Raw genomic sequence first — 22,176 nt, forward strand, 5'->3', positions numbered from 1 at the left:
TATGTATGGCAGTTGTTATTTTTATCTCGCTTTCGCGGAAGCGTAATTAATACAGACATGAAAATAGATTTAAGGAGTGATACAGTAACAAAACCTACTGCTGCCATGATGCAGGCTATATTAAATGCTAATGTGGGCGATGACGTTTATAAGGAAGATCCAACAGTGAACCTGCTAGAGCAACGTATTGCAGAAATGTTTGGCATGGAAACAGCTTTATACTTTCCTACAGGTAGTATGGCAAATCAGGCAGCTATAAAGCTACATACGCAACCTGGTGAGCAATTGATATGTGATAAGTATGCTCATGTTTATAATTATGAAGGTGGTGGTGTTTCATTTAATAGCGGTGTTTCTTGTAAGTTGGTTGATGGTCATCGCGGTATGATTACCGCCCAACAGGTAGAGGAACATATTAATCCGCCAGATTTTTATCATAGTCCTTTAACGACATTAGTATGTTTAGAAAACACTACAAATAAAGGTGGTGGCGCTTGTTATTCCCTAGATACTTTTAGAGAGATAAAAGCAGTAACAGATAAACATCAACTGGGGCTACATCTAGATGGTGCACGTTTATGGAATGCACTGGTTGCCACCAATCAAGATCCTAAGTCGTATGGTGAGATCTTTGACACGATATCTGTATGCTTATCTAAAGGAATGGGAGCACCTATGGGAACTGTTTTAATAGGGAAAAATGAAATCATGAAAAAAGCCATAAGAGTACGTAAGGTTCTAGGTGGTGGAATGAGACAAGTAGGGTTTATGGCAGCAGCAGGATTATATGCATTAGATCATCATTTCCCACTATTAAAAGAAGATCATAATAGGGCAAAGCAGCTAGCAATAGTTTTATCTGAAATGAGTGCTGTTACCAAGGTGGAACCTGTAGAAACCAACATTGTTATTTTTAATGTGAATAATGAAGATGCCTTCACAAAATACCTTGATAAGCATCAAATTATTTATAGTGATATGGGGCATGGAAAATTAAGATTAGTAACCCATTATGATTACACTGCAGAAATGCATGAACAAATGTTGGTGGTTTTAAGAAAATTTTAATATATTTATAGTTGTAGAGTCCTGTTTTTGTGTAGTTGGTCGATGATAGTGGTCATTTTAACAAACTGTTGTCATTTAACGATGAAAATATTCTAGTAAAACTTCTTATTGATGGACCTTTGCAACTTAAATTAATTAATAAACAAATTAACACCTCAAAAATGAAAAGACTAATACTTTCTTTAGTAGCTGTAGCTACTGCGACTGTAAGTTTTGCACAAGACTTACCTTCTAATCCAGAGCCAGGAAAATGTTACGTTCGTTGTACTACACCAGATGTGTATGAAAATGAAACTGTATCAATACAATCTACACCTTCTTATAAGAAGTTAAGTGTTGTACCTGCAACTTATGAAACTGTAACTGAAAGAGTTCTTGTAAAAGAAGCTTCTAAGCAATTACGTGTTATACCTGCAACTTATAAGACTGAAACTCGTACTTATGTAAAGAAACAAGCAGGATCTACTATTACTATTTCTCCAGCTTCTTTTGGTAAGTCTACTGAAACTATTGAAATTAAGCCAGCTTATGCACAATGGGAAATGAGTTCTGTACCACCAGCAGAGTGTACTTCTTCTAACCCAGATGACTGTCGTTACTGGTGTTATAAAGGTTACCCAGCTGAGTATACTACAGTTTCTGTAACTACTCTTGCAAATGACGCTAGCTTTAACAGAGTGCCTGTAGCTGAGCAGTCAGGTACTTATACTGTACGTGTAGTTGATCAACCAGCTCGTGTTGAAGAAATCGCTATCCCAGAAGAATATGCTAACATTACTCGTACAATCCTTAAGTCTGATGCTGCTACTACAGAGTCTGTAGTTCCTTCAACTCAACAAACTATTACTCGTGAGAAGTTAGTTTCTAAAGGTGGTCTTACTGTATGGTCTGAGGTTGATTGTGCTCTTGTTGAAGAGAACAACCTTCAAATCAACTGGGCAACTGGAAGTTCTACATTAACTTCAGCTGATAAAGCTGAGATCGATGCAAAATTACTTTCTGTTCTTAACAACACTCCAGGTTCTAAAGTAGAAGTTGCATCACATACAGATTCTAGAGGTTCTAAGACTTCTAACCAAGCTTTATCTGAAAGACGTGCACAGTCTGTTGCTAATTACTTAATCTCTAAAGGTATCAACAACTCTCGTATCGTTGCAAATGGTTATGGTGAAAACCGTCTTAAAAACCGTTGTGCTGATGGAGTTTCTTGTACTGAGCGTGAGCACAAAGCAAACCGTCGTACTACATTCCGTTTAATCAACAACTAATCATTGATTAGTAGTCGATAGACTATCAAGTATAAAAAAATCCCGTCTAGTTTACTAGACGGGATTTTTGCTTTTACAATGTTTTATAATTTCGCAGCGATGTAACATCGTTTATATTGTAATTAATATTATTTAAACATGTCCATACCAGGGATATTAGGCATTCCGTCCTTTGCAACCGCTGCTACTTCATTTTCATAAATGCCTTCTGCTTTATTTAAAGCTTTATTAAGTACTAAAATCAGATAATCTTCTAACTGTTCTTTATCTTCTAATAACGCATCATCAATATGAATACTTTTAATGATACGACTTGCTGTAACGGTTACATTTAATAAATCATCAGATGATTTTTCATCGACAAGAACGGTATCCATTCTTTTCTTTGTCTCTTCAACTTTTTGCTGGGTTTCTTTAAGTTTCCCCATCATACCCATCATATCTCCAAACATAATTTATAAGTTTTAATTGTTTGCAACAAAATTATAACATCCGTTAAACCTCACCTAAATAAGAGGTCTGTTTTATATATTGCAATGTTTTTTAATAAGCACGAATGAAAGAGCATCAAGCACCGATTGCAAAAAAAATACCTCACGTACACGAGGCTCATGGACATCAACGAATCGATAATTATCACTGGATGACACAACGAGATGCTCCAGAAGTAATTAACTATCTTAATCAAGAGAACGATTATTATGAAAAGATGACAGCTCATACTAAACAGCTGAAGGTTGATCTATTTGAAGAAATTAAAAGTCGCATTAATGAGGATGATGAATCAGTTCCTTATTTCTGGAATGGTTACTGGTATTACACTAAAATGAAAAAAGGAGAAAGTTATCCTTTTTACTATCGTAAAAAAGAATCTCTTTCTAATAAAGAAGAGCTGCTTTTTAATGTAAACGAGATGGCAATCGGTCATGAGTTTTTTCAATTAACTGGTATGAGTGTATCGCCAGATAATACAATGGTTTCTTACGGAGTAGATACTATAGGAAGACGTCAATACACCATTTTTATTAAAGACCTGCAAACTCATAAAGTTATGCCTCAGGCATTAGAGTTAACCACGGGTGGTGCTGTTTGGGATGCAAATAATAACACTCTATTTTTTGTTAGAAAAGATGAACAAACTCTAAGAGCAAATCAGATTTTTAAATATAAATTGGGTGCTCATCCAGATACAGCCACTATTGTCTATCAAGAGGATGATGAGATTTACAATTGTTATGTGTATAAATCAAAGTCTAGAGAATACATCATGATTAAATCATCATCAACATTAACTGATGAAGTAAGATTTATAAAAGCAAATCAACCTGATAGTGAATTTAAAGTAGTGCAACCTCGTACAGACCAAATTGAATATAGTGTACTACATTACGGTGATCAGTTTTATATAATGACTAATAAAGATGATGCGACCAACTTTAAAATAATGAAGACTGAGGTTACTAAACCTGAAATGGAAAATTGGGTAGATGTAATTCCTCATCAGTCAGATGTACTTCTAGAAGATTTTGAAATTTTTAAAAAATACCTTGTAATATCTGATCGTTTTAATGGTCTCAATAGAATCCGTATTAAATCGTGGGATGATACCGTAGATTACTTTCTGCCTTTTGATAATGAAACTTATACCGCATTCACTGGAGGTAATTATGATTTTGATACTGTAAAATTAAGATACCAATATAATTCATTAACCACGCCACCTTCTGTTATTGAATTTGACATGGATAGTAGGGAAGAAGAAGTACTTAAAATTCAAAAGGTACAAGACCCTAAGTTTACACCTGATGATTACACATCAGAACGAGTTTGGGCAACGGCCGCCGATGGTGTTAAAGTTCCAATAAGCCTTGTCTATAAAAAAAGTCTAAAGAGGAGTTCTGGTAACCCTTTACTATTATATGGTTATGGTAGTTATGGATCGACAATAGATCCTTACTTTTCAATCTCTAGATTAAGTTTATTAGATCGTGGTTTTATATATGCTATTGCACACATACGTGGAAGTGAGTATTTAGGTAGGCCATGGTATGAAGACGGTAAAATGTTTGCAAAACGCAATACTTTTACTGATTTTATTGCGTGTAGTGAACACCTTATTAATAACAACTACACATCGCCATCACATTTATACGCAAGTGGTGGTTCTGCAGGTGGTTTATTAATGGGTGCCATTATGAATATGGCTCCACAATTATATAACGGTATTCTAAGCGCTGTTCCATTTGTAGATGTGGTCACCACAATGCTTGATGACTCCATTCCATTAACTACTGGAGAATATGATGAATGGGGAAATCCCAACCATAAAGATAGCTATGAATACATGTTGAGTTACTCACCATATGATCAAGTGGCTAAACATGATTACCCTAACGTACTTATCACAACCGGTTATCACGATTCACAAGTTCAGTATTGGGAACCTGCAAAATGGGTTGCAAGGTTAAGAGAACTTAAAACAGATAACAATTTATTGTTATTTAAAACAGACATGACTAGCGGTCATAGCGGTGCTTCCGGAAGATATGATGCTTTAAAAGAGGTGGCGATAGACTATGCATTTTTGCTAGATTTAGAACAAATAGAAAGCTAGCAAAATTTTATGTAAATTTGCCAAGTTTTTGGAATGTTCTGAACGTTCAAAAAATTAAACCCTATTTATGAATAAAGACATAAAAGCTTACGATAGTGTGTTAGATCTTATAGGTGATACTCCACTTATTAAACTATCAACTACAACAGCTCATTATACTGGAGAATTTTTTGCAAAAGTAGAAGCATTCAATCCAGGTCACTCCTCAAAGGATCGAATAGCTCTTCATATCATTGAAGAAGCAGAACGTAAAGGAATATTAAAACCAGGCGATACTATAATTGAAACTACCTCTGGTAATACAGGTTTTAGTATAGCCATGGTAAGTCGCATTAAAGGATATGATTGTATTCTTGCTGTAAGTTCTAAATCAAGTGCAGATAAAATTGACATGCTCAAATCAATGGGAGCAAAAGTTTATGTATGTCCTGCACATGTTAGTGCAGATGATCCTCGCAGTTATTACGAGGTCGCTAAGCGTCTACATGAAGAGATTAAAAATAGCATATACATCAATCAATATTTCAATGAACTTAATATAGAAGCTCATTATAGAAGTACAGGTCCTGAAATTTGGGAACAAACTGGCGGACAGATTACGCACCTAGTAGCCTGTAGTGGTACTGGTGGTACGATATCTGGTACCGCACGTTTTCTTAAAGAGCAAAACCCTGATATCGAGATCTTAGGAGTTGATGCTTATGGTAGTGTTCTTAAAAAATACCACGAAACTAAAGAATTTGACTCAGAAGAGATTTATCCATATCGTATAGAAGGCCTAGGTAAAAATTTAATTCCTACTGCAACAGATTTTGACAGCATCGATTACTTTGTAAAAGTTAAAGATGAAGATGCAGCACATATGGCTCGTAAAATATCTCAAACCGAAGGCCTTTTTGTTGGGTATACTAGTGGTGCAGCAATGCAGGCAGTAAAACTTCTCAATGACGAAGGGCGATTTGATGAGAACTCTAAAGTAGTCATCATTTTTCCTGATCATGGCTCACGTTACATGAGTAAAATTTATAATGATCAGTGGATGCAGGATCAAGGCTTTTTTGACTCTAAATCGACGGCTACAGAGCAGCATATAGAGTACATTAAGTAATCTTAATATTTTTTTCACATAACATAAGCCACTGTCTTTTAATAAGATAGTGGCTTTTTTTTATGCTTCTGCGAAAGCGTAAAAACTAACACATGTTAACTATCTATTTATCAACAGTTTATTGTTATAAACTTATTTCCTATGCATGCATAATGAATGGTCAATTTGCGTTTAGAATTGTATCTTTGCATGTTTAAAATATTCTTATGAAGGATTTATTTGATAAAATATACAAGGATAAAGGACCATTGGGTAAATGGGCTTCTGTGGCCGAAGGTTATTTTGTGTTTCCAAAGCTAGAAGGTCCGATTGCAAATCGTATGCAGTTCAAAGGTAGAGAAGTAATTACCTGGAGTGTTAACGATTACCTAGGGTTAGCAAATCATCCTGAAGTACGTAAAGTAGATGCAGAGGCTGGTGCTCAATTTGGTAGTGCTTATCCTATGGGTGCTCGTATGATGAGTGGTCATACAGATTTACATGAACAATTACAAAATGAGCTAGCTGCATTTGTACAAAAAGAAGCAGCTTATTTATTGAACTTTGGTTACCAAGGTATGGTGTCTACGGTAGATGCATTAGTGTCTAAAGATGATGTTATTGTATATGACGTGGATGCACATGCTTGTATCATAGATGGTGTTAGATTACACCATGGTAAGCGTTTTACCTATAAGCACAATGATATTGAAAGTATAGAAAAGAATTTACAACGTGCTACTAAAATTGCAGAACAAACTGGTGGTGGAATTCTTGTGATTTCTGAAGGTGTATTCGGTATGCGAGGTGAGCAAGGTCGCTTAAAAGAAATTGTTGCCCTTAAGAAAAAGTATAATTTCCGTTTATTTGTTGACGATGCACATGGTTTTGGTACCTTAGGTAAAACTGGTGCTGGAGCAGGAGAAGAGCAAGGAGTACAAGATGAAATTGATGTTTATTTTGCAACTTTTGCAAAGTCTCTAGCGAGTACGGGTGCTTTTATAGCAGCGGACAAAGAAATCATTGATTACTTAAAGTATAATTTAAGATCTCAGATGTTTGCAAAATCATTACAATCACAATTGGTTGTAGGTGCTTTAAAGCGTCTAGATATGTTACGTACCATGCCAGAACTTAAAGAAAAGTTATGGGTAAATGTTAACGCACTACAAAACGGATTAAAAGAAAGAGGTTTTGACATAGGGACAACACAATCTTGTGTGACTCCAGTTTATCTTAAAGGTAGTATTCCAGAGGCTATGGCACTGGTTAAGGATTTAAGGGAAAACTTTGGTGTTTTCTGTTCCATAGTGGTGTATCCTGTAATACCTAAAGGATTGATCTTATTAAGACTGATACCTACGGCATCGCATACGTTAGAAGATGTTAATGAAACACTAGATGCATTCTCTGCTATACGTGATCGATTAGAAGGTGGTATTTATAAAAGGTTAAGTGCTTCAGTAGCTGCTGCATTTGAATAAATAAATAATTTTACGCTTGCGTGAAAAAGGATTATAAAAAAAGCTCTAGGAAACTAGAGCTTTTTTTGTTGTTTAAAATGACATTACTTTGATATACATTTTTAATTCATGAATATCAGAAAGGTTTGTAGATAATCTTAAACTGCAAAAATTTTTAAGATGTGATTCAACTTACTACTCTTTAAACAATACAGCCTTTTGCATTACAGAAAGAGGATAGTTTTTTACAATGGCACTTTCTTCATTACCTGTCATAGACGTATCTTGAACACGAGCCATGGTAATCATAAATTCCATATAATCATCGTGAAATACTTCTGTACAGTTTAATAGGTTGCCCATTACCTCATAGGTGCTGAACAAAGTTTGATCTGCATATGCCGTTTCTAAAACAATTCCATTATTCTCATCAACTAGGTATAGATTAGGATTATGTGTCTTTTTTAAATTATAAGCTCTTTCAGATCGCTCTTCACCATAGAAGATTTTATATTGATAGTTCAAACTGTCAGTCGTTTCTAATAAGTGAAACTCCATAGGTATGGATTCCTTACCTCTACTAGTGGTAATGTTGAGTTTACCTTTATAAGCACCTAGAAAATCTTGCGGAAATATTTTGTCGGTAGATAATATGTTTTTATTGGCGGTTAATTGCGATTCTACATTATCGTTATAGACAGTGGTGCTAGATTCTTGCGCCTCTTTACAGCCAACGCTAGAAATTAAAAGTAGTAAAAGGAGTAGTTGTTTCATACCATAAAAATAGGTATAAATGAGGAAATCCCGAGTTGTCGCAATGACTTCTCAGGATTTCCTACTAACCAACCAAAAAACTTTATGAATGTAAATTACTCTAATAATTACCTTCATCTATTAATATTCAAATTGCGTGCCAAACTATTATGCATGCATAATTAATTTATATACTGACAAGTCTATAAAAGAAGAATTCTCAAGAGCATAATGCACCTTGAGAATTCTCACTAACCAACCAAAAACTTTATGAAAGAAACTACTCTTACATTTTCTCTTTCAATTATAACAATTCAATTTGTGTGCCATAAATGGTAAAACTGAATTTACATTTTATAATATGTTAGTCTATGACGAGAGCGGTACCTTACAGTATATATAAGAATTTGAGTAGGTGAGATAAATTACATAATAAACTATTATCCATTACATCATCTTGCTAAAACTTGATATTAGATGTTGGATATCTGATAATATATAATAATAAAAATTACAGCCATTTTTTCCATTTAAAGAAAGTAAGAAGCACTATAAAGATACCACCGCTCATAATCCAGAAATACTGATAACCGTCTTCCCAACTTAATTCTGGTATATGTTCAAAATTCATCCCATAAATACCAGCTAGAAATGTCAGAGGTATAAAAATAGAAGACATGATGGTTAACACCTGCATGATTTGGTTCATCTTATGGCTTACACTAGATAAATACATGTCTTTAAGTCCAGTATTGATTTCCCTATAGGATTCTATTGTCTCTGTGATTTGTATACAATGATCATAAGCATCATGAAAATAAGTCACAATTTTAGGGTCTATTAAATGACTTTGTTCTTTTAGCAATTTACTAATCGATTCTCTTAAAGGATATATAGCACGTCTTAAGGCTAGTAACAATCGTTTATTGCGTTGTACCTTATTAAGAGACTCTTTATCAGGTTCTTCAAAAATTTCGTCTTCTAGGTCATTTAAATATTCACCTATTTGTTCTACAGCAATAAAATAGTGGTCAATTATACTATCAATTAATGCATAAAAGAGATAATCATTTTTGCTAGACCTTATTCTACCACGGCTAGTTTCTATACGTTCCCTAATGTTTTCAAATACATCACCCGTTTTTTCTTGAAAGGTGATTACCGAATTATTTTTTAGAACAATAGATACTTGTTCTTCATTAAGTTCATGCTGCTTAGCATCGTAAGATATCATTTTAATACATTGATAGATACAGTTGTCAAAAAATTCGGTCTTAGGACGTTGAGTCGTATTTGCAATGTCTTCTACTAGTAAATGATGTAGGTCAAAGTCTTTACCTAACTGTTCTAGTAGTTCAATATCGTGCACACCTTCTATATTAAACCAGTTAACCTGTTCACTTTCATCACTTACTAGATGAATGTTCTCGTACTTTTGATAAAAAGTTTCATCATAACATATGGTTTCAGTAGCTACATTTCCCTCTCTTTCTAGTCCTACATAGGATATAGTACCAGGTGGTTGAAATACAGAGTTTCTAGATTTGGGTGTAGCTTTACGTTTACGTCTGCGCGCCATGGTTAAAGGAATGATGAATAGTAAACTTACTAAAAGTTAATGGGATTATATGATTTAATAATCATGTTTAGAACTATATAAATGTCATGGATACGCTTTCGCGAAAGCGTATCTATCACATCACATAAACTTTCAAAAGTTAAGCGATTTTTTCTGCAATATGCGGTGCCGTAATGCTCTTTTTAATTTTTGCAACTTCTTCTGGCGTACCCGTTGCCGTTAAATAACCACCATTCATACCACCATCTGGACCTAAATCAATAACATAATCGGCACATTTTACTAAATCCATATTATGTTCTATCACAATAACAGAATGTCCTTTCTCAATCAGTGCATTAAAACTATCAAGGAGCTTGTTTACATCGTGAAAATGCAGACCTGTTGTAGGTTCATCAAATATAAATAGTGTTTTATCTGCTGTTGTTCCTTTTACTAAAAAGCTAGCCAGTTTAATACGTTGTGCCTCGCCACCAGATAGGGTAGAAGAGCTTTGTCCCAAGGTGACATATCCTAATCCTACATCTTGTAAAGGCTTTAATTTTCTGATGATTTTAGAAATTTCAGCTTCTTCAAAAAAGCTGATCGCATCATCAATAGTCATATTTAAAAGATCATCGATATTCTTATCTTTAAACTGAACCTCTAGAACGTCTTTTTTAAATCTTTTACCATTACAAGTCTCACAGGTTAAGGTCACGTCTGCCATAAACTGCATCTCAATAGTAACTTCGCCATCACCTTTACAAGTTTCACATCTTCCTCCTTCAACATTGAAAGAGAAGTGTTTAGGTTTGTAGTTTCTTATTTTAGCAACTTTTTGATCTGCATATAGGTTACGGATGTCGTCATATGCTTTTATATAAGTTACAGGATTAGATCTAGAGCTGCGTCCGATAGGGTTTTGATCAACAAATTCGACCGTTTTTATGTTTTCAAATTTCCCGTCTATACTGGTGAATTGTCCCGCTTTTTTACCGTAGCCGCCTAGTTTTTTGAGAATTGCTGGATATAAAATTTGTTTAACAAGTGTACTTTTTCCACTACCAGAAACTCCAGTAATCATAGTTAGTACACCTAAAGGGAAACGTACATCAATATTTTTAAGATTGTTTTGTCTCGCACCTTTAATGTCTATATAATGTTTGAACTTTCTTCTTTTCTTAGGTAATGGTATTTCTAGATTACCATTTAAATAGCGCGCTGTGAGGCTAGATGATTTTAAAATTTCTTTTAAAGTTCCTGCAGCAACTACCTCACCGCCATGAGTACCAGCCTCTGGACCTATATCTATAATCATGTCGGCTGCCTGCATGATTTCCTCATCATGTTCCACAACGATAACTGTGTTACCCAAATCACGCAAATTTTTAAGAACTTTAATTAATCTCGCAGTATCTCTAGGATGCAATCCTATGCTGGGTTCATCTAGTATATACATACTACCGACTAAACTACTACCTAAAGAGGTAGCGAGATTGATACGTTGCGACTCTCCGCCAGATAATGAATTAGACTTTCTGTTAAGTGTAAGATAATTTAATCCAACATCTGATAAGAAATTGAGTCTACTTTGAATTTCTGCAAGTAGTCTTTTTGCTATATCTAGTTCGTTTTGAGATAATTCAACTTTTTCAAAGAATTCCTTGAGGTCTTTAATAGGTTGATTTACTAAATCTGATATAGAAACACCTGCAACTTTTACATAACTGGCTTCTACACGCAATCTTTTTCCTTTACAAACGCTACACTTCGTTTTTCCTCTATAACGAGAAAGCATAACGCGGTTTTGAATTTTATATGCTTTTGCTTCAAGCTCTGCAAAGAAGTCATTGATACCTTCAAAATGCTTATTTCCTGACCATACAAGATCCTTTTGTGCGTCTGATAATTCAAACCAAGGTCTATGAATAGGGAAGTCAAATTTACTTGCGTTTTTAATAAGTTGGTCTTTATACCAGCTCATATTATCACCACGCCATGGGAAAACAGCGTTTTCATAGATAGAAAGAGCTGTGTTAGGAATTACTAACTCTTCATCAATACCTATTACATCTCCATAACCTTCACAGTTAGGGCAGGCACCATATGGATTATTGAAACTAAACAAATGAGGATTAGGCTCTAAGAATTCCATGCAGTCCAACTCAAACTTATTACTGAACTCTCGGTGAGTGCTGCCGTCCATATGTTCTATCATACAAACTCCTTTGCCTTCAAAGAAAGCCGTGTCAATGGCATCTGCAAGTCGATTAAAAAAATCTTCATCATCTCGTTTAATGATACGATCTATAACAATAGAGACTTTATCTGACTTTTTAAAAGAATATTCTAATCCTTCAATACGTTCTACGGTATCATTAATTTTAATACGTGTGAAACCTTGTTGTAATAAAACGTCCAGTTGATCCTTTACCTCACGTTTACCTTTTACTATGAGTCTAGTAAGCAGTAAAAGTTTAGTTCCTTCATCTTGTGTTTTTACATAATTAACGACGTCTGTAACGGTATGCTTTTTCACTTCATTACCTGAAATAGGTGAATAGGTGCGACCTACACGAGCAAAAAATAGTTTTAAGTAATCATAAATTTCTGTAGTCGTTCCTACTGTACTACGCGGATTTGTAGAATTTACTTTTTGTTCAATAGCGATTGCAGGAGCAATCCCTTTGATATATTCCACCTTAGGCTTATTAAGACGGCCTAAAAATTGTCTAGCATATGAAGAAAGACTTTCTACATAGCGTCGTTGACCTTCTGCATATAGTGTATCAAAAGCAAGGGATGACTTACCACTACCAGATAGTCCTGTTATTACAACAAGCTTATTGCGTGGTATTACAGCGTTTAAATCTTTTAAGTTATGAAGTCCAGCTCCTTTAATAAGTATATTGTCTTTAGGGCTAAGCTCGTCAATGTTTGCAAATAAGGTATCGTGCGTCATATGCACAAAGATAAAACGCTCAACGACCAATAAAAACAATGTATTTCATATAATATGTTAAATTGTTGGGTAGTATTTTGTTGGTTTGGAACAAATGTTGTTATATTTAACCCGTTACTAATTCTAAACAGACTGCGTATAGCTATATAATTACTTTAAATCAGAGATCTTGAACCTTAATTAAGGTCTTAAAGTTTGTTATAGTTATGAAGTTAGAAAACACTACCACAGATGCGGTTCTAGTAACCCAGTACCTTAAAGGTGATGAAAGCGGCCTTGAGGTGCTTATCACAAGACACAAGCAAAGAATTTACAGTTTTATCTATTCCAAAGTATTGGATCGCGATGTGACTGAAGATATTTTTCAAGATACCTTCATAAAAGTAATTCGTACTTTAAAAAGAGGTAAGTATAATGAAGAAGGTAAGTTTCTTCCATGGGTCATGCGTATCGCACATAACCTAGTTATAGACCATTTCCGTAGAAATAAGCGTATGCCTAAGTTTTCTTCTAGTAATAGCGACTTTGACATTTTTGACGTGATTAGTAATGGTCAAGAAAGTACAGAGAATGAGATGATATCTTTACAGGTGCAGCAGGACGTTAAGAAACTTATTGAAGAATTACCTGATGATCAAAAAGAGGTCTTGATTATGCGCATGTATAAGGACATGTCATTTAAAGAAATAGCAGAATGTACTGATGTAAGTATCAATACCGCGTTAGGTAGAATGCGTTATGCATTGATCAACTTGCGTAAAGTGATTGATAAACACAATATCATATTAACAAATTAAAGGCTTGATTTTATAATAAAGTTTAAAATGCCTCGTTTATATTGAAAATAAACGCAACACATGGCAAAACTTTACAATGAATCAATTCCTGAAAGAGTGACTCCACTGGGACCAAAAGATGACACGGTGAAATTCCTGCTCAACTTCTCAAAAGCATTGAGTGTTATGAAGATAAAGAACATGACGTTTGAGACACTTAACAATTAATTTTTGTTTTCAGCTATAAAAACCCATTGAAACTTTAAGGTTTTAATGGGTTTTTTGATTTAAATGAAGAAATTACAATAGGTAGAGGAATTTAGGTCATAACCGATATTATGAAATTATAACCTATACGTTTCTTCTGATAAGTTCTGTTTAGCGTCTACTTTTTCAACTTCTTATAGTATTCATCTAACACCGTTTTTCTTCCCACAGTTTTAGTAATGATATCCTTTTCTAGATCCCAACCACGCGCAGGACTATATTCACGACCGTACCAAATAATCTGAAGATGTAAATCATTCCATTTTTCTTCTGGGAAAAGGCGTTTTGCATCTTTCTCTGTTTGAACCACGTTTTTACCGTTGGTCAGATTCCAGCGGTACATTAATCTGTGAATGTGAGTGTCCACGGGAAATGCAGGTATGCCAAAGGCTTGTGACAACACCACCGCAGCGGTTTTATGTCCTACAGCTGGCATAGCTTCAAGTTCTTCATAAGTCTGTGGCACTTTACCATCATGCAAATCAATAATCATGTGTGACAGTCCATGAATTCCTTTTGCTTTCATAGGTGATAAGCCTACAGGTTTTATTATTTCTCTGATTTCATCTATTGACATTCTAATCATGTCATATGGATTATCGGCACGTTCAAAAAGTAAAGGTGTAATTTGATTAACGCGCACGTCCGTACTTTGAGCACTCATTAAAACGGCAATCAATAAAGTATAAGGATCTTTATGATCTAGAGGTATCGGAATTTGTGGGTAAAATTCTTCCAATTTATTTATGATAAAATTGACCTTTTCCTCTTTATTCATTTTTTAAATTTATGCTTTCAACAAAAATACAACTATGACGACATTAAAAGCAGGAGATAAAGCTCCAGATTTTTCAGTACTTAATCAAGATGGTAATACCGTTTCATTATCTGATTTCCAAGGTAAAAAGTTAGTGTTGTTCTTTTATCCTAAAGCGAGTACACCTGGTTGTACTGCCGAAGCTTGTAATCTGAGAGATAATGTATTACGCTTTCGCGAAAGCGGATATGAAATCCTAGGTGCCAGTGCAGATAGTCCTAAAAGGCAATTGAATTTTAAAAATAAATATGAACTTCCTTATGACCTTCTAGCAGATGAGGACCATTCCTTATTGAATGCTTTTCAAGTTTGGGGTCCTAAAAAGTTTATGGGTAAAGAATATGACGGAATTCATAGAACCACATTTGTGATTGATGAAAATGGTATTATTGAAGATGTTATTACTAAGGTGAAAACCAAAGATCACGCAGCTCAAATTCTGTAGTTGAGTAGATTTACAACTTCATAAAAAAAGACCGCTATTAAAGCGGTCTTTTTTATTATTATAATCATATGGTTTGTTATGATGTACCTAATAAATCAACGGTATTACATCCAAATAGATTTTGCTCATCAATAAGGTCAGCGATTCCAGGAGGTAACATTTCTCTCCATCCTTCTTCACCATCTGCAATCATGCGCAATACTTCTCTAGAGAATATATGCATGACTTCTTTATTATAGTCTTCTATATCAATAACGCGACCGTTATATTTAAAGAACTTATAAAGCTCTTTCATACGTGGATGAACTTTTATGTTATCGCTGGTCGTTAATTCACCAGTTTCTGCATCAATCATTGGGTATAGATAGACTCTTAAGTCTTTAAAGAATAATTTACCAAAGGCTTCTAATATCCCACCACTTAAATGTGTATAGTATTTTGTGTCAAAAATATCTACTAGATTGTTGACACCCATAACTAGTCCGATACGCTCTTTGGTATAGTTATTAAAGTACTCAACGAGTCTATAGTATTCTTTAAAATTAGATATCATAACTGTCTGCCCTAAAGAACACAGTAGTTCTGCACGGTGCATGAAATCTTCTTCATCAATCTCTCCTTGAGCCTTTAGATTAGAAAGTGTTATCTCAAAGATCGTCTCGAGCTTATCTTCTTTAACTTTACCAGACTTTATGAACATGGCCTTTGCAGTTTCATACATATCCATATTCACTTTTGTAACTGGTCTAAAGCTACCTCTTAATGCTAGGACATTCTTCTTATATAGAATGCGTGCGCTTAATATATTTTTACCGTCTGGACCGAACATGACAGCCTCAGTCATGTCATTACGTAATAACTGTAGGGACATCAGGCGATTGTCCACTTGTTTAAAACGTGGTCCATCAAAGTTGATCATATCTATTTCAATCTTATCCTTATCGATATGATCATATAGATATTTCAATAATTTTTTAGGTTGATCATGTTTATAGAAAGCACCATAAATTAGATTAACACCTAATATTCCTAAAGTAATTTGCTGCAATCGAGCATCAGTTTCTTTAAAACGAACATGTAAAATAATTTCAGAGTATTCTTCTAAAGGAGCTGCTTGAAATTTAATTCCTACCCAACCATGACCTTTATACTTTTTTGCAAAATCAATAGTAGCTACGGTATTTGCATAAGTAAAAAACATCTTTTCTGGATGTTTATCACGTGCAATACGTTCTTCAATAAGGTTAGATTCGTGTTGAAGCATGCGTTTAAGACGTGCTTCAGTCACATAACGGCCATCATCTTGCACGCCATAAACAGCATCAGAGAAGTCTTTGTCATAGGCACTCATGGCTTTGGCAATAGTTCCAGATGCACCACCAGCCCTGAAAAAATGACGTACCGTTTCTTGTCCAGCACCTATCTCAGCAAATGTTCCGTAAATATTACGATTCAAATTGATTCTAAGCGACTTGTTTTTTATTGATGGAACTGATTCAAAATCATTATCTCCAGGTAAGGTAACTCCCATTATGGTGTTGTTATATCGTTTACACAAAGGTAGCAAACCACAACGTAGAACAAAAAAATATAGCTATTTTTAACCTAAAATAGTTCAAGTGAAAATCACCATTTTAGGAACAGGAACTTCACAAGGAATTCCTGTCATAGGAAGTGACCATCCCGTTTGTAAAAGTACTGACTCTAAAGATAAAAGATTGCGAGTAAGTGCTATGATAGAATATAAAGATAAAAGACTCGTAATTGATTGTGGACCAGATTTTAGACAGCAAATGTTGCGACATGATGTAAGCCATTTAGATGGCGTTCTTTTTACACATGAGCATGCAGATCATACCGCTGGACTCGATGATTTAAGACCTTTCTTTTTTAGACAAGGAGAGATTAATTGTCATATGACATCTCGTGTTCACAAAGCGTTGCAGGAACGTTTCAGTTATATGTTTGCTACCGTTAATAAATATCCAGGTGTGGCAGACCTAACGGTTCACGAATTTGAGAATGATTCTTTTATGGCCTCTGGCATTAAAATCATACCAGTACTAGCAGATCATGGATTTATACCTGTACACGGTTTTAGGATCGAGGATTTTGCTTATATGACAGACGTGAAAACCATTAGTACTAGCGAAAAGCAAAAACTGAAAAATCTAGATGTGCTAGTACTTAATATGTTGCGAGAACAAGAGCATCATACACATCTTAATTTAGAAGAAGCTCTTGAATTAGTAAGGGAATTACAACCACAGCGTACTTACTTTACACACATCAGTCATCATCTAGGATTCCATGAAGAAGTAGAGAAAAACTTACCAGAAGGAGTCTATTTAGCCTATGATAATTTAGAAATCAATTTATAATATGAAACGTAACCTTTATTTATACCTATTTATTTTTGCCTCTTTAATAGCATTAATTCTATATGTAAATGGTAGAAATATACAAGAGTCACAAGACCGCGCTTATCGAACATTAGAAGAAAAACTAGAAAACACACAAAAGCAACTAGACGCAGCTCAAGCAGCAAAAGCAGATGCTACTGTGTTTTCACTAGATAATAATGAAGAAGCCTATAATTACTTTGAGTCATCAGGTCTAGATCGTAATAAAATAGAAACCGTGTTACAGGATTACCTACTAGAACAAAACCTTACAGATGGTGGCAATCCGCTTGTTGATTACATAGGTGAAGGACGTGGATATCAAATTAATGATTTACAGGTTTTAAATCACAAATGGTTAATTGCAAATTTTACTGATAATACTAATTGGGGTGAAGTATTGATACAATACAACTTTGACGAGAACAATAATTTATCGATGCAGACTTTAAAATCGGTACTTTATAATAAGTATCGATAATTAAAGATCTCTTTCTAACCATTCTTTCATGTCGTAAAAATTATCTCTAGCCACGCCGTGTCCTATAGGATAATCTTTAAACACATGGTCAATGTTTAATTTCTTCAAAAAATCTGGAGCCAGTTTTGCCCATGCATAAGGAACGACCTGATCAACTGTTCCGTGAGAGATAAAGTAAGATGGTTGATTTTCGCTTTCGCGAAAGCGAGATTCAAGATCTTCTGGCTGTTCAATCATTTCTTCATTTAAATAACCACTCATACAAACCACTTTATTGAATAATGCTGGATGAGAAAGGGATAGACCATATGAAAGAATAGCGCCCTGACTAAAACCAAGAATATTGATTTTATCTTTTGAAATAGGGTAGTGAGCTTTTAATTCTTTTATGAATTTAAGTAATAAGGCCATACTTTCTTTTGCCTGATTCACATCGCTAAACTTACCGCCGGTTGCGTCAAAGTTAATAGCATACCAAGCTGCACCTTGAGGTACCATATTATATGGAGCTCGTGCAGATACTATAAAAAAGTCTTGAGAAATCTCTGGTGCAAAAGAAAATAAATCTTCTTCATTACTACCATATCCATGCAGGAGTAGCAGTAGAGGTGCATTTTCTTTATTTGCAGGTCTTATGACATGCTTAAGGGATAAATCTGTGAAAGTCTTCATTACTTGATAAAATTAAACCATTTCTGGAATAGTGGACCGACTATAGGTAATTCGTCTTTTTGATTTCGTAAAGCACTAACAAGTCCTAAAACGGCTAAAAGAACAAAGAAGCATATCATTAAAAGAGGTATAATACCCGTAGGGATAATGCTAGAAAAAGTACTTACAATAACTGCAGCAGCTATAATTCCAAACATTTGTCTTAAATGGAAAGCAGCAAATGGTTGATTTTTTCCATTGTTTAATATTATGGCTACACCAAAAATGGCAATACAAACGATTAAATGAAAAAATAGAAATAGCGCACTTGCATATGCTATGATTGCAATTGATTTACCTGCAGGTTCTTTAACCATTCCAAACTATTTTTTTGTTATTAATAATACCAAGAGCTTTACCTTTTAGTTTATTACCTATAATAGCACTGTTTTTAGAAATTGATAAAATATCTTTTTTCTCAAAGGTGTATTTTACGTCTGGTATAAAAAGACTCAAGTTAGCTAGTTCATCTACTTTAATTTGTGGTCTTTGTAATCCAAAAATTAGGTAACCAGATGTTAAGGCCTTAATCGCTGATTCTGTATCAAGCAATGATTGTAATATACCATAACTACTTTCTAATCCAGTACTACCGTAACTTGCTTGATCAAATTCAACTGCTTTGTGTTCTACGTTCAAAGGTATGTGGTCTGACGTTACTGTGTCGATAACACCGCTCTTTAAACCATTTATTAAAGCGTTTTTTTGTTTCTCATCACGTAATGGTGGTTGGATTTTGAAATGCGTATTAAAGTCTGATAGATTTTTAGTATCTAACAGTAAATGATTAGTAGATACACTACAGGAGATATTAGAATATTTCTTTTTTGCTTCCTTTATTAGTTGTACGCTTGTGGCAGTTGTTATGGTAGGTATATGCAACCTAGCACCCGTATATGCGGCCACTTGAATATCACGCGCGATTTGAACTTCTTCTGCAATTGCAGGTTTTGTTTTAATCCCTAAATGAATGGTCCTTTCATCTTCATTTACCATTCCCTTACCGGCAAGATAATTGTCTTGTGGAAAGGACTGAATGATGCCACCAAAGGATTTTACATATTGCAAACCTACTTTTAGTAAGTTAGTATTCTGTATGGATTGCTTGAAGTCATAGAAAGATATCGCACCAGCTTGTTGCATGTCATACAACTCTGCAAGGTGTTCTCCTTTTTGTTGCAAAGTGAAACTTCCAACAGGTAAAACGGTAACAGCTTCTCCAGATGTTTTCCCTTTTAAATAATTAATACCCGACTCATCTTGTGGATTAGGTTGATTATTTGGGTTTAACATCACTGTAGTAAAACCACTTTTTGCAGCAGTATCTAATCCATTTTTTATAGTTTGTCGTTCTTCAAAACCAGGTTCTCCAAAACATACACTACTATCGAACCAACCTATAGAAATGTGAAGATTTTCTTTTTCAATGATTCGAGCTTCCTCGCTTTCAATACGTGTCCCTATTTGAGAAATCTTTCCATTCTTAATTAAAAGATCTCTTTTCTTAAGATGTAGATCACTACCAGCATCAACTATAGTAACGTTCTTTAATAATATCATTTCAAAAACTTTAAAATCAATAATTCACATATTAAAAAGAAGAGAGCACCGATAACAAAATACCTCCATAGACTTAATACTCCATCTTCTTCATTCAATTTGTATACTAAATCCTCTACGGAATATGCAATATTATTACTGCCTAATTCTGATGCGGTAAAGTAATTAAGCTTATTTTCTTGACGACTGCTATTAAAGCTCAGTGTAGTAATACTTTCATTGTCTTTTATGACTTTATAGTTTCCTGAGTTATTTAATTCATCCTCAATCTCTATTAATACAAAAGATTCAAATGCACGTTGTTTTGGAATTAACGCATTACTTTCGTTTCTTAATTCCAAGATTTCATCACGGATTATCTTTTCTGGTATTGCAATAGAGTTTTTATCTCCTATGTGATAATATAATTGTTGCACTGGTAAACTATTGCGCCCCATATTATATAAAATAGGAACTATTAAAGGAGAATTCTTAAAATTAGAATTTTGATTATTTAATGGAGCTGTAAAGTTAAATACATTGCCTTTTTGAAATAAAAAGCTACTACCATCTTCAAATTTAAGAATCGGATTTAAAGCACTTATAGTGTTTGTTGTTGCGTTAACTTTAGGGTATTGAAAGTTTGAAATTTGTTTATTAAATACACCTTTTAATAAAGGATGATTATAATTAATTTCAGTGATACGCTTTTCCTTTTCACTAATGTTATCTGTACCTTGAATATTGTTAATAGAGCTATAACCCGATTGATCTAAAGCCGGTATCATTACTAGATAGCCACCATTTCTCAGATAGGTATTTATTTCTTTAGCGAGATTAACTGATATACTATTTAATTCGTTAAGAATTATTAAGTTTTGTTCCTTTAAAAGGTTGAAGTTTAGATCTCTAGATCTAACCGCTGTAAAGTCAAACTCGTCTTCGGTATAAATCCTTTTTAAAAAATCACCATCAACAGTATTTATAGCTAGTACTTTAATCTTACGATCTATATTGTTACTGATAAAAAGTTCATTGTCAAATGAAAGACTATTGTCTTCAAGGTAAATGCGACCTTGTAAGGGTTGACTAGTTTCAAAATTAAAAACACCTGTATCTTTCAAATTAGTGAGGTCAACACTAGTCTTAGCAACTAGAACATCGTTGTTTTCTAAACTCAACGTCACTGGATTATTAATGGCTTTATCACTAGTTACTGAAACACTAATATCTATTGAGTTTGTTTCTCTTCTACTAATGTATGCGGTATCAATGGATATATTATTAGAGCCTTCGGCTTCAAGAAATACTAATTCTCTTTTTAAACCTTTAATGGTATCGGGAAAAGTTTCATCAATTTTTTGAAAATCTGAAATAATGATTAATTCCTTTCTCTTCTTATTATCGTTTAATAAGGCATTAGCTTTAAGCTGTATTTGCTCATAACTTAAAGGTTTGGATTGATATTCAGAATTTAATAAATCGTTAGCGATCTCTTTTTTAGTGGTGTTGGTGTAGGTATTACTGTTTGTAAAAAGAGTGAATTTTTGATCATTAGGCAATCGTTCTAATAAATCTGTGACAGCTGTCTTAAAAAGCTCTCCTTTTGATCCACTAGATTGCATAGAGTAGGAGTTGTCTAAGTATATGGCGGTTTCTTTTTCTTGGGTAGCGACATTACTACCTGGTATAAATGGTTGAGCAAATGCTATTACAATACAAGCAATCACAGCCATACGTGCTAGTAATGTCAGCCATTTTTTAAGTTGTCTACTCTTGCGTGTTTGAGTAATGAGAGGTTTTAAAAAAGCAACATTTGTAAAAGGTACTTTTGTAAATCGCCTTAATTGAAATAAATGAACAATAATAGGGACGATAAGAAATAGAAGTCCGTATAGTATTGAAGGGTTTTTAAATATCATTTAAATCTAGGATTATTCAAAGATAATATCTTATCTCAGA

At 34.2% G+C, this 22,176-nt stretch carries 19 protein-coding genes; 9 read left to right on the top strand and 10 right to left on the bottom strand.

What is annotated here, in order from left to right; translation table 11 throughout:
* The first annotated feature begins 57 nt into the window (after nucleotides 1–57).
* A complete protein-coding gene (locus tag R1T42_RS03635; protein WP_317291340.1) occupies nucleotides 58–1,068 on the top strand; it encodes a threonine aldolase family protein in 1,011 nt (336 codons plus the stop codon).
* 161 nt (nucleotides 1,069–1,229) lie between these two features.
* Nucleotides 1,230–2,336 carry an OmpA family protein gene (locus R1T42_RS03640; protein WP_317291341.1) on the top strand — a complete coding sequence of 369 codons (1,107 nt, stop codon included), beginning with the start codon at nucleotides 1,230–1,232 and terminating at the stop codon, nucleotides 2,334–2,336.
* Between the two features lie 128 nt (nucleotides 2,337–2,464).
* Here the strand turns inward: R1T42_RS03640 and R1T42_RS03645 are convergent, their stop codons facing one another.
* A complete protein-coding gene (locus R1T42_RS03645) occupies nucleotides 2,465–2,788 on the bottom strand; it encodes a YbaB/EbfC family nucleoid-associated protein (RefSeq protein ID WP_317291342.1) in 324 nt (107 codons plus the stop codon).
* A 104-nt stretch (nucleotides 2,789–2,892) separates the two neighbouring features.
* On the opposite strand from R1T42_RS03645, the gene R1T42_RS03650 reads away from it, so the two are divergent.
* From R1T42_RS03650 to R1T42_RS03660, 3 genes are all read left to right on the top strand, one after another.
* Complete coding sequence (locus R1T42_RS03650) at nucleotides 2,893–4,950, top strand: S9 family peptidase (protein WP_317291343.1); 2,058 nt, start codon at nucleotides 2,893–2,895, stop codon at nucleotides 4,948–4,950.
* Between the two features lie 67 nt (nucleotides 4,951–5,017).
* Nucleotides 5,018–6,058 (top strand): PLP-dependent cysteine synthase family protein, encoded by a 1,041-nt coding sequence (locus R1T42_RS03655; protein WP_042249059.1) that lies wholly within the window; start codon nucleotides 5,018–5,020, stop codon nucleotides 6,056–6,058.
* A gap of 206 nt (nucleotides 6,059–6,264) precedes the next feature.
* On the top strand, nucleotides 6,265–7,521 hold the full coding sequence (locus R1T42_RS03660; RefSeq protein WP_036579059.1) for an aminotransferase class I/II-fold pyridoxal phosphate-dependent enzyme: 1,257 nt from the start codon (nucleotides 6,265–6,267) through the stop codon (nucleotides 7,519–7,521).
* Between the two features lie 174 nt (nucleotides 7,522–7,695).
* On the opposite strand, the gene R1T42_RS03665 is transcribed toward R1T42_RS03660, so the two are convergent.
* The 3 genes from R1T42_RS03665 to uvrA all read right to left on the bottom strand — a co-directional run bounded on the left by R1T42_RS03665 (nucleotide 7,696) and on the right by uvrA (nucleotide 12,776).
* Nucleotides 7,696–8,274, bottom strand: a complete 579-nt coding sequence (locus tag R1T42_RS03665; protein ID WP_317291344.1) for a hypothetical protein — start codon at nucleotides 8,272–8,274, stop codon at nucleotides 7,696–7,698.
* 490 nt (nucleotides 8,275–8,764) lie between these two features.
* Nucleotides 8,765–9,832 carry a magnesium/cobalt transporter CorA gene (gene corA, locus R1T42_RS03670; RefSeq protein WP_317291345.1) on the bottom strand — a complete coding sequence of 356 codons (1,068 nt, stop codon included), beginning with the start codon at nucleotides 9,830–9,832 and terminating at the stop codon, nucleotides 8,765–8,767.
* A 139-nt stretch (nucleotides 9,833–9,971) separates the two neighbouring features.
* Nucleotides 9,972–12,776: an excinuclease ABC subunit UvrA gene (gene uvrA, locus R1T42_RS03675; RefSeq protein ID WP_317291346.1), complete on the bottom strand. Its 2,805-nt coding sequence runs from the start codon at nucleotides 12,774–12,776 to the stop codon at nucleotides 9,972–9,974.
* 206 nt (nucleotides 12,777–12,982) lie between these two features.
* Here uvrA and R1T42_RS03680 point away from each other — a divergent pair, with 206 nt between their 5' ends.
* A complete protein-coding gene (locus tag R1T42_RS03680) occupies nucleotides 12,983–13,573 on the top strand; it encodes an RNA polymerase sigma factor (RefSeq protein WP_036579066.1) in 591 nt (196 codons plus the stop codon).
* Nucleotides 13,574–13,937: 364 nt separating this feature from the next.
* On the opposite strand, the gene R1T42_RS03685 is transcribed toward R1T42_RS03680, so the two are convergent.
* Nucleotides 13,938–14,597 carry an endonuclease III domain-containing protein gene (locus R1T42_RS03685; RefSeq protein WP_036579069.1) on the bottom strand — a complete coding sequence of 220 codons (660 nt, stop codon included), beginning with the start codon at nucleotides 14,595–14,597 and terminating at the stop codon, nucleotides 13,938–13,940.
* A gap of 34 nt (nucleotides 14,598–14,631) precedes the next feature.
* On the opposite strand from R1T42_RS03685, the gene bcp reads away from it, so the two are divergent.
* The gene (gene bcp, locus R1T42_RS03690) at nucleotides 14,632–15,081 is read left to right on the top strand and encodes a thioredoxin-dependent thiol peroxidase (protein WP_036579071.1); all 450 of its coding nucleotides are present in this window, start codon (nucleotides 14,632–14,634) and stop codon (nucleotides 15,079–15,081) included.
* Nucleotides 15,082–15,157: 76 nt separating this feature from the next.
* On the opposite strand, the gene R1T42_RS03695 is transcribed toward bcp, so the two are convergent.
* Nucleotides 15,158–16,612, bottom strand: coding sequence for a nucleotidyl transferase family protein (locus R1T42_RS03695; protein WP_317291347.1), 1,455 nt, complete (start codon nucleotides 16,610–16,612; stop codon nucleotides 15,158–15,160).
* 88 nt (nucleotides 16,613–16,700) lie between these two features.
* On the opposite strand from R1T42_RS03695, the gene R1T42_RS03700 reads away from it, so the two are divergent.
* Both R1T42_RS03700 and R1T42_RS03705 read left to right on the top strand, forming a co-directional pair.
* Nucleotides 16,701–17,462 carry an MBL fold metallo-hydrolase gene (locus R1T42_RS03700; RefSeq protein ID WP_317291348.1) on the top strand — a complete coding sequence of 254 codons (762 nt, stop codon included), beginning with the start codon at nucleotides 16,701–16,703 and terminating at the stop codon, nucleotides 17,460–17,462.
* 1 nt (nucleotide 17,463) lies between these two features.
* Complete coding sequence (locus R1T42_RS03705) at nucleotides 17,464–17,964, top strand: hypothetical protein (RefSeq protein WP_317291349.1); 501 nt, start codon at nucleotides 17,464–17,466, stop codon at nucleotides 17,962–17,964.
* Here the strand turns inward: R1T42_RS03705 and R1T42_RS03710 are convergent, their stop codons facing one another.
* Genes R1T42_RS03710 through R1T42_RS03725 form a run of 4 tightly spaced genes read right to left on the bottom strand, consistent with a single transcriptional unit; the run spans nucleotide 17,965 to nucleotide 22,136 of the window.
* A complete protein-coding gene (locus tag R1T42_RS03710) occupies nucleotides 17,965–18,636 on the bottom strand; it encodes an alpha/beta hydrolase (protein WP_317291350.1) in 672 nt (223 codons plus the stop codon).
* Nucleotides 18,636–18,992: a hypothetical protein gene (locus R1T42_RS03715; protein ID WP_036579080.1), complete on the bottom strand. Its 357-nt coding sequence runs from the start codon at nucleotides 18,990–18,992 to the stop codon at nucleotides 18,636–18,638. The genes R1T42_RS03710 and R1T42_RS03715 overlap by 1 nt, the downstream gene beginning before the upstream one ends.
* On the bottom strand, nucleotides 18,985–20,235 hold the full coding sequence (locus R1T42_RS03720; protein ID WP_317291351.1) for a dihydroorotase: 1,251 nt from the start codon (nucleotides 20,233–20,235) through the stop codon (nucleotides 18,985–18,987). Before R1T42_RS03720 ends, R1T42_RS03715 begins: the two co-directional genes overlap by 8 nt.
* The gene (locus R1T42_RS03725; RefSeq protein ID WP_317291352.1) at nucleotides 20,232–22,136 is read right to left on the bottom strand and encodes a BatA domain-containing protein; all 1,905 of its coding nucleotides are present in this window, start codon (nucleotides 22,134–22,136) and stop codon (nucleotides 20,232–20,234) included. The genes R1T42_RS03720 and R1T42_RS03725 overlap by 4 nt, the downstream gene beginning before the upstream one ends.
* Nucleotides 22,137–22,176: the final 40 nt, after the last annotated feature.

Source organism: Nonlabens ulvanivorans (genome assembly GCF_032922765.1).
In the GTDB taxonomy this organism is placed as follows: domain Bacteria; phylum Bacteroidota; class Bacteroidia; order Flavobacteriales; family Flavobacteriaceae; genus Nonlabens; species Nonlabens ulvanivorans.